Source organism: Streptomyces sp. NPDC059866 (assembly GCF_042731325.1).
GTDB classification, from domain to species: domain Bacteria; phylum Actinomycetota; class Actinomycetes; order Streptomycetales; family Streptomycetaceae; genus Streptomyces; species Streptomyces flavusporus.
Genome location: NZ_JBHWJT010000016.1, coordinates 207,655 through 221,543, shown reverse-complemented (window position 1 = coordinate 221,543; position 13,889 = coordinate 207,655). Strand labels below are relative to the sequence as shown.

Annotated in this window: 12 protein-coding genes and 1 pseudogene; 8 read left to right on the top strand and 5 right to left on the bottom strand. The window is 69.1% G+C overall.

Annotation, left to right across the window (positions count from 1 at the left end):
- Position 1 precedes the first annotated feature (1 nt).
- Entirely contained in the window at positions 2–1,957 is a 1,956-nt protein-coding gene (locus tag ACFV7R_RS25440) for an amino acid transporter (RefSeq protein ID WP_385267279.1), read from the bottom strand.
- Positions 1,958–2,096: 139 nt separating this feature from the next.
- Positions 2,097–2,438: a hypothetical protein gene (locus tag ACFV7R_RS25435; protein ID WP_385267276.1), complete on the bottom strand. Its 342-nt coding sequence runs from the start codon at positions 2,436–2,438 to the stop codon at positions 2,097–2,099.
- 583 nt (positions 2,439–3,021) lie between these two features.
- Here ACFV7R_RS25435 and kdpF point away from each other — a divergent pair.
- The 6 genes and pseudogenes from kdpF to ACFV7R_RS25405 form a co-directional block, all read left to right on the top strand.
- Positions 3,022–3,111, top strand: a complete 90-nt coding sequence (gene kdpF / locus ACFV7R_RS25430) for a K(+)-transporting ATPase subunit F (RefSeq protein WP_037659531.1) — start codon at positions 3,022–3,024, stop codon at positions 3,109–3,111.
- An 8-nt stretch (positions 3,112–3,119) separates the two neighbouring features.
- Positions 3,120–4,781: a potassium-transporting ATPase subunit KdpA gene (gene kdpA, locus ACFV7R_RS25425; RefSeq protein WP_385267273.1), complete on the top strand. Its 1,662-nt coding sequence runs from the start codon at positions 3,120–3,122 to the stop codon at positions 4,779–4,781.
- On the top strand, positions 4,781–6,922 hold the full coding sequence (gene kdpB, locus ACFV7R_RS25420) for a potassium-transporting ATPase subunit KdpB (protein WP_385267271.1): 2,142 nt from the start codon (positions 4,781–4,783) through the stop codon (positions 6,920–6,922). The genes kdpA and kdpB overlap by 1 nt, the downstream gene beginning before the upstream one ends.
- Before the next feature lie 5 nt (positions 6,923–6,927).
- Positions 6,928–7,596: a potassium-transporting ATPase subunit C gene (locus ACFV7R_RS25415; RefSeq protein WP_385267269.1), complete on the top strand. Its 669-nt coding sequence runs from the start codon at positions 6,928–6,930 to the stop codon at positions 7,594–7,596.
- A 107-nt stretch (positions 7,597–7,703) separates the two neighbouring features.
- Positions 7,704–8,387 (top strand): response regulator, encoded by a 684-nt coding sequence (locus ACFV7R_RS25410; protein ID WP_385267266.1) that lies wholly within the window; start codon positions 7,704–7,706, stop codon positions 8,385–8,387.
- A 2-nt stretch (positions 8,388–8,389) separates the two neighbouring features.
- Positions 8,390–8,502 (top strand): annotated as a pseudogene (locus tag ACFV7R_RS25405) (sensor histidine kinase KdpD); the annotation flags it as partial.
- Between the two features lie 185 nt (positions 8,503–8,687).
- Here the strand turns inward: ACFV7R_RS25405 and ACFV7R_RS25400 are convergent.
- Both ACFV7R_RS25400 and ACFV7R_RS25395 read right to left on the bottom strand, forming a co-directional pair.
- Complete coding sequence (locus tag ACFV7R_RS25400) at positions 8,688–8,894, bottom strand: DUF5999 family protein (protein WP_308040975.1); 207 nt, start codon at positions 8,892–8,894, stop codon at positions 8,688–8,690.
- Positions 8,895–9,321: 427 nt separating this feature from the next.
- A complete protein-coding gene (locus tag ACFV7R_RS25395; RefSeq protein WP_385267263.1) occupies positions 9,322–9,906 on the bottom strand; it encodes a hypothetical protein in 585 nt (194 codons plus the stop codon).
- Between the two features lie 561 nt (positions 9,907–10,467).
- Here ACFV7R_RS25395 and ACFV7R_RS25390 point away from each other — a divergent pair.
- Both ACFV7R_RS25390 and ACFV7R_RS25385 read left to right on the top strand, forming a co-directional pair.
- Positions 10,468–11,985: a glutamate--cysteine ligase gene (locus ACFV7R_RS25390; protein ID WP_385267260.1), complete on the top strand. Its 1,518-nt coding sequence runs from the start codon at positions 10,468–10,470 to the stop codon at positions 11,983–11,985.
- 147 nt (positions 11,986–12,132) lie between these two features.
- A complete protein-coding gene (locus ACFV7R_RS25385; RefSeq protein WP_385267258.1) occupies positions 12,133–12,933 on the top strand; it encodes a CPBP family intramembrane glutamic endopeptidase in 801 nt (266 codons plus the stop codon).
- Here ACFV7R_RS25385 and ACFV7R_RS25380 read toward each other — a convergent pair whose 3' ends face one another.
- Positions 12,934–13,743, bottom strand: coding sequence for a PhzF family phenazine biosynthesis protein (locus tag ACFV7R_RS25380; RefSeq protein WP_385267255.1), 810 nt, complete (start codon positions 13,741–13,743; stop codon positions 12,934–12,936).
- Between the last annotated feature and the right edge of the window lie 146 nt (positions 13,744–13,889).

Below are 13,889 nucleotides of genomic sequence, written 5' to 3'. Positions count from 1 at the left end.
CTCAGCCCGTGTGCACGCGTGGCCGGCGTGCGGGGTCCGGTTCCGCCTCGCGCAGCACCTCCCGGGTGACCGGGGCGATCTCGCCCTGACCGAAGAGGAAGAAGCGCAGGAGGTTGGCGAAGGGGTCGCCCTCGGTCCACTCGAAGTAGATGTGCGGGATGCGGCCGGTGGTGTCGCGGACGTGCAGAAGCAGCGCGGCCAGGGAGTTGGAGATGGAGGAGGACTCCAGCGTCAGGACCCGGTAGCGGTTGTGCAGGACCTCGCCGCGCACCGTCAGACCGGACTCGAACTCGGACGGGTCGGTGACCGTCACCTCGACGAAGACGAAGTCCTCCTGGCCGGGGACGTCGTTGTCCTGGCGGATCTGCTCGATCTTGCCGCGATACTCGGCGATGTCGCGCCGGTCGGGCTCGTTGGCGATGAACCGGATCTTGCGGCTGGCGATGTCCCGGACGAATCGTTCCGCCATGTCGTCGAGCGTCACGCTGGTCACGCGCAGCTCGAAGGCGCGGGCCAGCCGGGAGAGCAGCGAGAGGATCATGATCCCGGCGATGAAGCAGGCGCCGATCTTCACGCCGTCGGGGCGCTCGATGATGTTCAGGGCCGTCGTGTAGAGGAACACCGCCGAGATCACCGCGAAGGCGATCGTCCAGTTGCGCTGGCCGGCCTTGCGCGCGGCGATGGTCACCGCGATCGCGGCCGAGGTGATCAGCACCAGGACGCCGGTGGCGTACGCGCCGCCCTGGGCGTCCACGTCGGCGTCGAAGATCCAGGTGACCAGGAAGCCGATCAGGGTGAAGACGATGACCATCGGGCGCACGGCGCGGGCCCAGTGCGGAGCCATGCCGTAGCGGGGCAGATAGCGGGGCATCAGGTTGAGCAGTCCGGCCATCGCGGACGCGCCGGCGAACCACAGGATGGCGATCGTCGAGACGTCGTAGACCGTGCCGAACGCGTTGCCCAGGTAGTCGTGCGCCAGATAGGCGAGGGCGCGGCCGTTGGCCTTGCCGCCTTCCTCGAACTCCTGCTCCGGGATCAGGAGGGTGGTGATGAAACTGGTCGTGATCAGGAAGCCGCTCATGATCAGGGCGGCCGTGGTGAGCAGCTTCTTGGTGCCCCGGATCCGGCCCTCGGGGTTCTCTTCGGTGTCCCCCGCCTCGCCCTTGACGTGCGGCATCACGGCGACGCCGGTCTCGAAGCCGGACAGGCCCAGGGCGAGCTTCGGGAAGACGATCAGGGCCATGCCGATCATGACGAAGACGTTGCCGTGCTCGGCGGTCAGGGCGTTCGACCAGTCGGTGACGACATGCCCCTCGGTGATGACGTGCCACAGGCCGACGATCACGACGACGGCGTTCAGCGCCAGGTAGGCCCCCACCAGAGCCACCGCGACGCCGATCGCCTCCAGAAAGCCCTTGAGGAACACCGCGCCGAGCAGCGCGATGAGCACGAGGGTGATCAGCATCTGCTTGTCGTGCAGAGCATCGTGCAGCTGGGGGTTCTCCACCAGGTGGGTCGAGGCGTCCGCGGCCGAGAGGGTGATGGTGATCAGGAAGTCGGTGGCGGCGAAGCCGAGCAGGGTCAGGACGAACAGCTTGCCCTTCCAGAAGGTGAGCAGCCGCTCCAGCATCGCGATCGAGCCCTGTCCGTGCGGGCTCTCCTCGGCCACCCTCCGGTACACCGGCAACGCGCCCGCCAGGGTGACGATCACAAGCACGATGGTCGCGACGGGCGACAGCAGACCGGCCGCGAGCGCGGCAATACCGGGCTGATAGCCGAGGGTCGAGAAGTAGTCCACACCGGTCAGGCACATCACCCGGTACCAGGGCTGGCCCTCGTGCGGGGGCGCCGGCTGGGCGTGGGGTCCCTGGGGGCCGCCGCCCTTGCCGATGTCGGACAGCCCCTCCAGCATCCAGGCGCGCAGGCGACTGGGCGGCGGATGCTCGGTGGTGGCCATCGGCGTGCTCCTGCATGTACGTGCGCTTCCGGCCATCACGCGGACGGCGCCCTCAGCGTATGCGGAGAGTGACGCCTGGGCCCGCGCACGAGGGGTCCATCGGCGTCAAGCTTCCGCTAAGAACGGTCTGTGGGCGGGGTCATTCGAGCCCCGACACCTTGAAGACCCTCCGCGCCGTCTCGCGGTCGATCCGCCCCGATACGCGGTGCAGCGCGGTAGCGCCGCACCGCGGCGAACCACGCGCCTCCGACGTGTGGGCGTCCTCGTCGAGGCGGTACCAGAGGCCGGGGTTGGCGACGAGGACCTGCGAGTGGATCTCGATGCGCCTGCCGAACGCGTCGCGCAGCACCAGCCGCTGGGCGACGCCGTCCAGGCAGCGGACCGACACCAGCAGGTCCGTGCGGACGGTCCGGGTGCGCAGCAGCGCACGCGACCGCAGCCAGCCCGCGCCCGCCGAGACGCGGGGCGGACACAGCACCACGAAGAGCAGCGCCGTGAGGGTGCACCACAGCGCGGTGCGCCATGGGGTGAGGGTGCCGGCGCCCAGTCGATGAGGAGCAGCAGGGTCAGGAGTACGGCCGTGCTGTGCACGTCCCGGGTCCAGCCGTGGTCGAACGCCTCGGTGTCGATTCTTGACGCCGTCCCAGCGGGCGCAGAGCCGCCCGTGCGGTCACCGTCTGCCACCCCGGCCCCGAGGACCGGGCCCACCTGCACGCCCTCGAGCACGCCTGGTCCGAGTGGGACCCCGGCGTGCCGCTGGCCGGGCTGCGCCGGGAGGCCGACGCGGTGATCTGCCGCTTGCGGTTCCGGCTGACCTGACCGTGACAGGTGCCGTAAGAGACCCGTCAAAGCCGCGCAGTGCCCCGTAAGGGAGCCGTCAATGGCGGTCGAATCCGGCCACGGACGCGGTTTCCTCGAATCTGTCCTAGTCCAACCGAACGTCCAACCGCACGTTCCACCGAACCTCGACTCCAGGAGCTCACGATGGCCGATCTGGCCTTCGTCGTCACCACGGTCGCGCTCTTCGCGCTGGTGGCCCTCGTCGCCAAGGGGGTGACGAAGCTGTGACCGCCGAGAACATCGTCGGCCTGATCGTGGCCGTCGCCCTGCTGGGCTATCTCGTCCTCGCCCTGATCTTCCCGGAGAGGTTCTGAGCACCGACATGGGTCCCGTCCTTGCCGGCGTCCTCCAGCTGCTCGCTCTCATAGGCGCGCTGGCGATCATCCACGTCCCCCTCGGCAACTACATGGCCAAGGTCTACTCCTCCGACCGGCACTGGCGCGTCGAGAAGTGGATCTACAAGGGCATTGGCGCCAACCCCGACACCGAGATGCGCTGGACCGCGTACCTGCGCGGTGTCCTCGCCTTCTCGGCGGCTGGTGTCCTCTTCCTCTATCTGCTGCAGCGGCTCCAGGGCGTCCTGCCCGGCTCGCTCGGCTTCTCCTCGATCGACCCGGACCAGGCGTTCAACACCGCCGTGTCCTTCGTCACCAACACCAACTGGCAGCCGTACTACGGCGAACAGGCCATGGGCCATGTCGTGCAGACCGGCGGGCTGGCGGTGCAGAACTTCGTCTCCGCGGCCGTCGGCATGGCCGTCGCCGTGGCTCTCGTACGGGGCTTCGCGCGGTCGCGCTCCGGTGAACTCGGGAACTTCTGGGCGGACATGGTGCGCGGTGTCACGCGCATCCTGCTGCCGCTGGCGTTCGTCGCCGCGATCGTGCTGGTCGCCTGCGGCGTCATCCAGAACTTCTCCGGCATCCACGAGGTCGGTCAGTTCATGGGCGGCTCGCAGGAGTGGAACGGCGGCGCGGTCGCCTCGCAGGAGGCCATCAAGGAGCTGGGCACCAACGGCGGCGGCTACTTCAATGCCAACAGCGCCCACCCCTTCGAGAACCCGACCCCGTTCACGAACCTCTTCGAGATCTTCCTGCTGCTCGCCGTCCCGTTCTCGCTGCCACGCACCTTCGGCGTGCTGGTCGGCTCGGTCAAGCAGGGCTACGCGATCCTCGCGACCATGGCCACCATCTGGATCGCCTTCATCGGTCTGATGTGGTGGACCGAGTTCGCGCACCGCGCCCCGGCGTTCGAGATCGCCGGCGCCTCGATGGAGGGCAAGGAGGTCCGCTTCGGCATCGGCGCCTCGTCGATCTTCGCGGTGTCGACCACACTCACCTCCACCGGAGCCGTGGACTCCTTCCACTCCTCGTACACCGGCCTCGGCGGCGGCATCACCCTGCTCGGCATGATGCTGGGCGAGATCGCGCCCGGCGGTGTCGGCTCCGGCCTCTACGGCATTCTGGTCATGGCGATCATCGCGGTGTTCATCGCCGGTCTGATGGTCGGCCGGACGCCCGAGTACCTGGGCAAGAAGATCGGCACCCGCGAGATCAAACTGGCGGCCTGCTACATCCTGGTCACCCCGGCGCTGGTGCTCATCCTGACCGCCTTCGCGATGGCGCTGCCGACCCCGGCGCACTCCATGACCAACAGCGGGGCGCACGGATTCTCCGAGATCCTCTACGCCTATACGTCCGCCTCGAACAACAACGGCTCGGCCTTCGCCAGTCTGAACGCGGACACGCAGTGGTTCAACAGCACCCTCGGCATCGCCATGCTGCTCGGCCGGTTCGTGCCGATGGTGTTCGTGCTGGCGCTCGCCGGATCGCTCGGCGAGCAGCGGCCGGTGCCCGTCACCGCGGGCACCCTGCGCACCGAGAAGCCGCTGTTCACGGGCCTGTTGGTGGGCGCGATCCTGATCATCACCGGTCTGACGTACTTCCCGGCCCTCGCGCTCGGGCCGCTGGCCGAGGGGCTGGCGTGATGACCACTCGTACAGCGAATCAAGAGGACACCATGTCCACAGCGTCCCCCACCACTCCGACCCGGGCGCCGCACAGCGACGTACCCACCGGGCGCAAGTCCCCCGAGGGCCGTGTCGGCGCGGGCCTCTTCGACCCCCAGCAGCTCGTGAGGTCGCTGCCGGACGCCTTCCGCAAGCTCGACCCACGGGTGATGGTCAAGTCGCCCGTGATGTTCGTGGTGTGGATCGGCTCCGTCCTGACCACCGTCTTCTCCTTCACGGACCCGGGCGACTGGTTCGGCTGGACGATCAGCGTCTGGCTGTGGCTGACGGTGATCTTCGCCAACCTGGCCGAGGCGGTCGCCGAGGGCCGCGGCAAGGCACAGGCCGACACCCTGCGCAAGGCCAAGACGGACACCGTCGCCCGGCGGCTCGCCGAGGGCCGTGAGGAGCGGGTGCCGGGCACCGGGCTGAGGATCGGTGACCTGGTCGTCTGCGAGGCCGGCGACATCATCCCCGGCGACGGTGATGTCGTCGAGGGTGTGGCAAGCGTCGACGAGTCGGCGATCACCGGTGAGTCGGCGCCGGTCATCCGTGAGTCCGGCGGCGACCGCAGTGCGGTCACCGGCGGTACGAAGGTGCTCTCCGACCGGATCGTCATCAAGATCACGACGAAGCCGGGCGAGACCTTCATCGACCGGATGATCGGCCTGGTCGAGGGCGCCGCGCGGCAGAAGACACCCAACGAGATCGCGCTGAACATCCTGCTGGCGTCCCTCACGATCGTCTTCCTCCTCGCGGTGGCGACCCTGCCGCCGTTCGCCGACTACGCGGGCACCCATCTGACGATGGTCGTGCTGGTCGCCCTGCTGGTCTGCCTCATCCCGACGACGATCGGCGCGCTGTTGTCCGCGATCGGCATCGCCGGTATGGACCGCCTGGTGCAGCGCAACGTGCTGGCCATGTCGGGCCGTGCGGTCGAGGCCGCCGGTGATGTCTCCACGCTGCTGCTCGACAAGACCGGCACCATCACGCTCGGCAACCGCCGGGCGGCCGAGTTCGTGCCGGTGCGTGGCACGACCGAGGCCCAGGTCGCGGACGCCGCCCAGTTGTCGTCGCTGGCCGACGAGACGCCCGAGGGCCGCTCCGTCGTCGTACTGGCGAAGGAGAAGTACGGCCTGCGCGAGCGCCACCAGGGCGAACTGGCCGGTGCCGAGTGGATCGAGTTCACCGCCCAGACCCGGATGTCGGGTGTGGACGTCGACGGCCGGAGGATCCGCAAGGGTGCGGCCGGTTCGGTGATCACCTGGGTCGAGGAGCGCGGCGGCGCGGTCGCGAAGGACGCGGACACGCTCGCCGACACGATCTCCGAGGCGGGCGGTACGCCGCTCCTGGTGGCCGTCGAGGACAGCGCCGGGGCCCGGGTCCTGGGCGTCATCCACCTCAAGGACGTCGTCAAGGACGGCATGCGCGAGCGGTTCGAGGAACTGCGCCGCATGGGCATCAAAACCGTCATGATCACGGGTGACAACCCGCTGACCGCCAAGGCGATCGCCGAGGAGGCGGGCGTCGACGACTTCCTCGCGGAGGCCACTCCCGAGGACAAGATGGCGCTGATCAAGCGGGAGCAGGCCGGCGGCAAGCTGGTCGCGATGACCGGCGACGGCACCAACGACGCGCCCGCGCTGGCCCAGGCGGATGTCGGCGTGGCGATGAACACCGGTACGTCGGCCGCCAAGGAGGCCGGCAACATGGTCGACCTCGACTCCAACCCGACCAAGCTCATCGAGATCGTCGAGATCGGCAAGCAACTCCTCATCACCCGGGGCGCGTTGACGACGTTCTCCATCGCCAACGACGTCGCGAAGTACTTCGCGATCATCCCGGCGCTGTTCGCGGCCGTCTACCCGGGCCTGGACAAGCTCAACATCATGCAGCTGTCCTCGCCGGACTCCGCGATCCTGTCGGCCGTCGTCTTCAACGCGCTGATCATCATCGCGCTGGTGCCGCTCGCCCTGAAGGGCGTGCAGTACCGGCCGGTCAGCGCCGACCGGATGCTCCGCCGCAACCTCGCGATCTACGGTCTCGGCGGACTGATGGCGCCGTTCATCGGCATCAAGATCATCGACCTGCTCATCTCCCTCATTCCCGGAATCGGCTGACCGCCATGAACAACTCGGTTACCAACACCGCCCGGTTGAGCGGGGCGGGCCTGCGCGCCCTCCTCGTCCTGACCCTGGTGACGGGCGTCATCTATCCGTTGGCCGTCACCGGCATCGCCCAGGGTCTGTTCAACAACAAGGCGAACGGCTCGGAGATCAGGGCGGACGGCAGGGTCGTCGGCTCGTCCCTGATCGGGCAGGCGTACCACCTGCCGCTGAAGAAGGGCCAGGAGACCCCGGAGCCGGACCTGAAGTGGTTCCAGGGCCGCCCGCAGAACGGCCTCGGCACCAACAGCGTCAACACCCAGTACAAGCTCATCCTGTCCGGCGCGACCAACCGGTCCGGCGACAACCCGGAACTCGTCCAGTGGGTGAAGGACGCCAAGGCCGCGGTCATCAAGGACAACTCGGTCCCCGGCCACACGGTCAAGCCGTCCGAGGTGCCCGCCGACGCCGTGACGTCCTCCGGGTCCGGCCTGGACCCGAACATCTCCCCGCAGTACGCCGACCTCCAGGTGCACCGGGTCGCCGAGCAGAACGGTCTGCTCGTCGCCGAGGTCCAGAAGGTCGTCGACGAGCACACCGAGGGCCGCACCCTCGGCTTCATCGGCGAACCCCGGGTGAACGTCCTCGAACTCAACATCGCTCTCAAGGCACTTGTGGCGAAGAGCTGATGGCGTTACCCGAGTGGAAGCCGACGGCCCGGAGCACATCCCGGTTCCGTCGGCTCCTGCCGTCATGAAGTCCACGGCCCCCGGTACGACTGGAAAGGCGCACACCCATGACCCGTGTGCTGGTGGTGGAGGACGATCCGCAGCTCGTACGGGCCCTCATGATCAACATGCAGGCACGCCGGTACGGAGTGGATGCCGCGCCCGACGGCGCCACCGCCCTGCGACTGGCCGCCGCACGCCGACCCGATGTCGTGATGCTCGACCTCGGACTGCCCGACATGGACGGCGTCGACGTGATCGAGGCACTGCGGGGCTGGACCCGCGTGCCCATCCTGGTGCTGTCGGCGCGTCAGGCGTCGGACGAGAAGGTCGCGGCGCTGGACGCGGGGGCCGACGACTACGTCACCAAGCCGTTCAGCATGGACGAGCTCATGGCCCGGCTGCGGGCCGCCGTCCGCCGTACCGAGGACACCCCGCTCGCCCCGGAGACGACGGTGGTGGAGACGGACGGGTTCACCATCGACCTGCTCGCCAAGAAGGTGGTCCGGGACGGACACGACGTACGGCTCACCCCGACCGAGTGGCATCTGCTGGAGATCCTGGTCACCCACCCCGGCCGGCTCGTCACGCAGAAGCGCCTGCTCCAGGAGGTCTGGGGTGTCTGCCGGAGCAACAAGACCAACTACCTTCGGGTCTACATGGCCCAACTGCGCCGCAAGTTGGAAGCGGACCCCTCGCACCCCCGTCACCTTGTCACCGAACCCGGCATGGGGTACCGCTTCGAAGGATGAACATGGCACGCGGCAAGCTTCGGATCTACCTGAGTGCGGCACCGGGGTGGGCAAGACGGACGCGATGTCGTCCGAGGCGCACCGGCGGGTGGAGCGGGGCACGGAGTGCGTAGTGGTGAGGTGCCGTCGGCCCTGCCGGACTTCGCCCGCGGTGTGACCGGTCGGCTGGCTGCCGGTGTGCGCGATGGTGCGATCACGGGGAGTGACCGCCCCCGGACATGCGTCGGGGCCGGCGCGCGGAGCAGATCCGCGGTCGGCCCCGGTTGTGTCCGGGCGTGCTTGCGCTGTCGCCCGTCGGTGTCAGGCTGCCGTCATCACCGGGCTGCCGTGCAGCAGTCGGTGCGGGGCGATGGCCTGGCCGTCCGGCAGAAGCTCACCGGTGTCCTCGAAGAGCACAACTCCGTTGCACAGCAGGCTCCAGCCCTGCTCCGGGTGGTGCGCCACGAGACGGGCGGATTCCCGGTCGGCGGATTCTGCGGTGGGGCACGGTGGCTGGTGCTGGCACATGGAAGGGATCTTTCGCTCTGTCGTGATGGGTGAGTGTGCTGTCGTGTCTGTCCCGCGGCGTGAAGCGTCGTTCATGGCCGCCCCCCGTTAAGTCGGTCCGAATCCAGTGTTCCCCTACGGGCGTGAATCCGCAGGGATTTCGCTGCACCGCTCCTTCATAGGTTGATGACGCATCACTCGGGCGGGCGGTTCATCTCAACTGCACTGTCCCTTCGGGTGGTTCGCAGTGGTCGGATGGGGCTAGCCCGGCCGGGGTGAAAGCCTTTCAATAGCTCGTACGAGTAATCAGCCGCTCGTACGAGCAATATTCCTGGCGGGATCAGGGCGGGGACCAGTGCGGTGAACGGCGCAGAACGGTGCAGAACGGCGCGTACCCCGCCGCCGGGAAATTCGGCGGCGGGGTACGGGTGCGGCTCTGTGGAACAGGTCAGGCCGGTGAGCCGAGCAGGGGCACGGGGGTCACCCGATGGGTCAGCACCGGCAGCAGCTCGGCGACCCGGTGCGGACGGTGGGCCGCGATACCGGGCGGCGCGGGGGCCAGTGGTACCAGCAGGTCCGTCGCGGCCGGGTGGCCGGCCGCGCCGTCGGCGGCGCAGTCGCCGTGCAGCCAGAGCGTGAGCATGTAGAGGCCCGGCACGGACAGCAGGCGCGGTTGGTACGACTGGGCGAGTGTCTCGGTCTGGCGCAGTGCACGCTCGGTGGAGGCGATGTACGGCCCCTCGAAGAAGTGCGAGAACGCCCAGCCGTCGGGCGTGAGCATGGTCTCCGCCGCGGCTACCGCCTGGTCGCCGCACCGGATCAGGAAGCGCCAGCCGGCCAGCCGGGTGACGGGTGTGCCCTTGGCGGTGATCCGGTCCAGAACATGGACGGGCAACGGGAGTTCGGGTGTGGCGGGCCCCTGGGCGCCGCGCAGGGAGGGGGTTCGGGCCTCACGGACGGCGGTGGGGGAACCGAGTGCTGTGAGGACGGAACGAAGCGCGGGCGCGGGAGCCGGGGGGACATACAGCGGCATGGTGGGTCGCCTCTCATTCGACAGGCAAGTAGGCGCGAGGTGGCGGGGGCGGACGGCGCTGTCAGCTCACGGGGACAGAGAGGCGAGGGCCGGGGTCTGTGCGAGAAGGGCGTGGGTGTGAGGCCTGCCGTACGCCATCTCGACGGCAGGTTCCTCCGACCGCGGGCGCCAACCTTCTGTCTTCCGCGGAGTTTATACGACATTTGTTCAGCCAGTGTTTCGTCTAAACGCTTCCGGGCACTCGCACAAGGGTTCATTCGGTCGGCGATACGTGGAAAACATCCCGATTCCGAACCGGTCGCACGGCGATGACCTCGGGAAATGCTCCCCGGGCGGTCGGCCAATTCGCGTCGGCGTTTTTCACGAGTTCCCCGCACCGGAAAGTGTGCGGTGCACCTGCCCGGTGAATGTGCCGCCGGTCATCTCTGGCCCGAGTGACCAGAGTAGCGGGTGCGGGCATGCGCCGCGGGCGTTACGGATCGCCCGGGCTGGGCATCATCCCCCCTGACCCGGACACCGGCGGCCGGATCTCAGGCCTGCCCACCGAGGAGGGACGCTTCGATGGGGGAGAAGGTCGTGGCGGGCGCGTTCGACCTGTCCGATCGCCAGCGCTACCGCACCAAGCTCCGGCAGTGTCTGCGGGGCCTGGAGCGGCTGCTGGAAGAGAAGCGGTTCGATCGCCCGAAGAACCTCATGGGGCTGGAGATCGAACTGAATCTGGCCGGGGCCGACGGCATGCCGAGAATGCTCAATGCGCAGGTTCTGGAAAAGATCGCAAGCCGAGATTTCCAAACAGAACTCGCCATGTTCAACCTGGAAGTCAACATAGCCCCACACAGGTTGGGCGGCCGGGTATTCGATCGGCTCGCGGAAGAAGTCCGTACGTCCCTGGCATATGCCCACCGGAAAGCGGGTGAGGTCGACGCGGGAATCGTGATGATCGGCATTCTGCCCACACTCGACCGCGACGATCTGGTCTCCTCGAACCTCTCCGACGTCGACCGCTACACCCTCCTCAACGATCAGATCGTGGCCGCCCGCGGCGAGGACTTCACCCTCGACATCGACGGCGTCGAGCATCTGACCTGCACGTCGAAGTCGATCGCGCCCGAAGCCGCCTGCACCTCCGTGCAACTGCACCTCCAGGTCACCCCGGCCCGTTTCGCCGACGTGTGGAACGCCGCACAGGCGGCCTGCGCGGCACAGATCGCCGTCGGCGCCAACTCGCCCTTCCTGTTCGGCCGCGAGCTGTGGCGCGAGTCCCGGCCGCCGCTGTTCCAGCAGTCCACCGACACCCGCCCGCCCGAACTGCAGGCCCAGGGGGTCCGGCCGCGCACCTGGTTCGGGGAGCGGTGGATCAGCTCGGCGTACGACCTGTTCGAGGAGAACCTGCGCTACTACCCCGCGCTGCTGCCGATCTGCGACGAGGAGGACCCGCTGGCGGTGCTCGACGCCGGGGGCGTTCCGAAACTCGCCGAGCTCGTCCTGCACAACGGCACGGTGTACCGCTGGAACCGTCCCGTGTACGGGATCGCCGACGGCGTCCCGCATCTGCGCGTCGAGAACCGCGTCCTGCCCGCCGGGCCCACCGTCACCGACGTCATCGCCAACGCGGCCTTCTACTACGGCATCGTCCGCGCGCTCGCCGAGGACTCCCGGCCGGTGTGGACCCGCCTGCCCTTCGAGGCGGCCGCGGCCAACTTCGACGCCGCGTGCCGGTACGGCATCGACGCACGCTTCACCTGGCCGCGGCGCGGGCGGTACGGCGGGACGACCCAGGTCGAAGCGGTCAGTCTCGTACGGGACGAACTGCTGCCGCTCGCCGAGGCAGGGCTGGATGCGTGGGGCGTCGAACCGGCCGACCGGGACCTCTACCTGGGCGTGATCGAAGAGCGCTGCAGGCGCCGGGTCAACGGGGCGTCCTGGCAGGTCGCGACCTTCCACCGGGCGCTGGAGGGCGGGCTGCCGCGCGCGGCGGCGCTGGCTGCCACGACGCGGCGCTACGCCGAGCTGAGCCACCTCGGGGAACCGGTGCACACCTGGCCGGTGGGGTTGCCGGAGCCGGCGCGGACGGGGTGACGGCTTCCTCGGGCGGGGGAGCCGCGGGCGGGGGAAAGTGCGTCTGCAAGGCTGTCGTGTGGTCGGAGTGTGCGATCTTCGTAATCTCGTCGGGATGCCGACGGGCGAAGATGAGCGCGGAGCAGGACTACTCGACGGGAGGCAGGCGTGCAGGCGGAGACGGGCCGGGTGGCCGAATCCGAGCCGCAGGAGCGGCCGCCGCGACGGATTCTCCGTGATGAGACGCTGCTCGTGCTCGGGCTGTCGCTCGGTGCCAGCGGTGTGTCCGCACTGATCAGCTTCATCGGATCCGTCACCAGGCCCGGTGGCCTGAAGGACCAGGCCGCCACCCTCAACGCCTCGGCCGCTCCCGGCCGCCCCTGGCTCGACCTGGCGTGGCAGCTCTTCGGCATCGCCACCGCACTCGTTCCCGTCGCCCTCGTCGCGCACTTCCTGCTGCGCGAGGGGCGCAGCCTGAAGACCCTCGGCTTCGACCGCACCCGGCCCTGGCCGGACCTGGGCCGCGGCGCCGCGATCGCCGCGGTGATCGGCAGCAGCGGCATCGCCTTCTACCTGGCCGCGCGCGGCCTCGGCTTCAACCTCACCGTCGTCCCCGAGGCCCTGCCCGACGTGTGGTGGAAGTACCCGGTACTGATCCTCTCCGCCCTGCAGAACTCCATCCTCGAAGAAGTGATCGTCGTCGGCTACCTGCTGCGCCGGCTCGACCAGTTGGGCTGGTCGCCGGGCTCCGCGCTGGTGGCCAGCTCCGTACTGCGTGGCTCGTACCACCTGTACCAGGGCATCGGCGGCTTCATCGGCAACATGGTGATGGGCGTGGTCTTCGTCTACCTGTACCGGCGCTGGGGCCGCGTCGGTCCGCTGGTGGTCGCGCACTCGCTGCTCGACATCGGCGCGTTCGTGGGCTACGCGCTGCTCGCGGGCAGGGTGGGCTGGCTGCCGACCGCGTGACTACGCCAGCAGCTCCCCCTCGATGACGGTGACCGCGCGGCCGCTCAGCAGGGTGCGGTCGCCGCGCAGTTCCGTGCGGACGCGGCCGGGGCGGGGTGAGGCCTGCAGGCCGGTGAGGCCGGGGCGGCCCAGGCGCTCCGACCAGTAGGGGGCGAGAGCCGTGTGGGCGCTGCCCGTGACCGGGTCCTCGTCGATGCCGACGTTCGGGAAGAAACAGCGCGAGACGTAGTCGTAGCCCCTGGACGGGTCCTCGGCCCGGGCGGTGGCGATGATGCCGCGTGCCGAGTGGGCGCCGAGGGCCTTGTGGTCGGGGCGCAGGGCACGGACCGTCTCCTCGTCGGCGAGTTCCAGGAGCAGGTCGCCGACGTCCGGACCGGTGTCGAAGGCCGCGCCCGGCTCTGCGCCCAGGGCGTCGGCGATGCCCTCGGTGATGTCGGCCGGCGTGAGCGGGGCGGTGGGGAAGTCCAGGGTGATCGAGCCGTCCTCGTGGGGCTCCGCGACGAGCACACCGCTGCGGGTGGCGAACCGTACCCGGCCCTCGTGGGTGCCCGTGCTGTGCAGGACATGGGCCGTGGCGAGGGTGGCGTGACCGCACATCGCGACCTCGGCCGCGGGGGTGAACCAGCGCAGCGCCCAGTCGGCCTCGCCGCCTTCGGGGAGCGGGTGGGCGAACGCGGTCTCCGCGTGGTTGACCTCCATGGCCACGTTCTGCAGCCGGTCGTCGTCCGGGAAGGCGTCGAGGAGCAGGACCCCGGCCGGGTTGCCGGCGAAGGGGCGGTCGGTGAAGGCGTCGACGATTCGAATCCGCATGGCCATGACGCTAAGGGCTCCACAAAGCCGCAGGCCAAGGCCAATTCGCGAGTGCCGGCCCGGTTGCCGGGGCCCTCGTTCTCGGTTCGAGGTTGTCGAGCGAGCTATTCCGATATATCGTTGAAGCATCGCGACAGATCAACGAT

Excerpts from the sequence above, each read along its gene's own strand:
- ACFV7R_RS25395 (WP_385267263.1), bottom strand. The coding sequence starts at position 9,906 with ATGCCGCTGTATGTCCCCCCGGCTCCCGCGCCCGCGCTTCGTTCCGTC.
- ACFV7R_RS25410 (WP_385267266.1), top strand. The coding sequence starts at position 7,704 with ATGACCCGTGTGCTGGTGGTGGAGGACGATCCGCAGCTCGTACGGGCC.
- ACFV7R_RS25380 (WP_385267255.1), bottom strand. The coding sequence starts at position 13,743 with ATGCGGATTCGAATCGTCGACGCCTTCACCGACCGCCCCTTCGCCGGC.
- ACFV7R_RS25390 (WP_385267260.1), top strand. The coding sequence starts at position 10,468 with ATGGGGGAGAAGGTCGTGGCGGGCGCGTTCGACCTGTCCGATCGCCAG.
- ACFV7R_RS25415 (WP_385267269.1), top strand. The coding sequence starts at position 6,928 with ATGAACAACTCGGTTACCAACACCGCCCGGTTGAGCGGGGCGGGCCTG.
- kdpA (WP_385267273.1), top strand. The coding sequence starts at position 3,120 with ATGGGTCCCGTCCTTGCCGGCGTCCTCCAGCTGCTCGCTCTCATAGGC.
- ACFV7R_RS25400 (WP_308040975.1), bottom strand. The coding sequence starts at position 8,894 with ATGTGCCAGCACCAGCCACCGTGCCCCACCGCAGAATCCGCCGACCGG.
- ACFV7R_RS25440 (WP_385267279.1), bottom strand. The coding sequence starts at position 1,957 with ATGGCCACCACCGAGCATCCGCCGCCCAGTCGCCTGCGCGCCTGGATG.
- kdpB (WP_385267271.1), top strand. The coding sequence starts at position 4,781 with ATGACCACTCGTACAGCGAATCAAGAGGACACCATGTCCACAGCGTCC.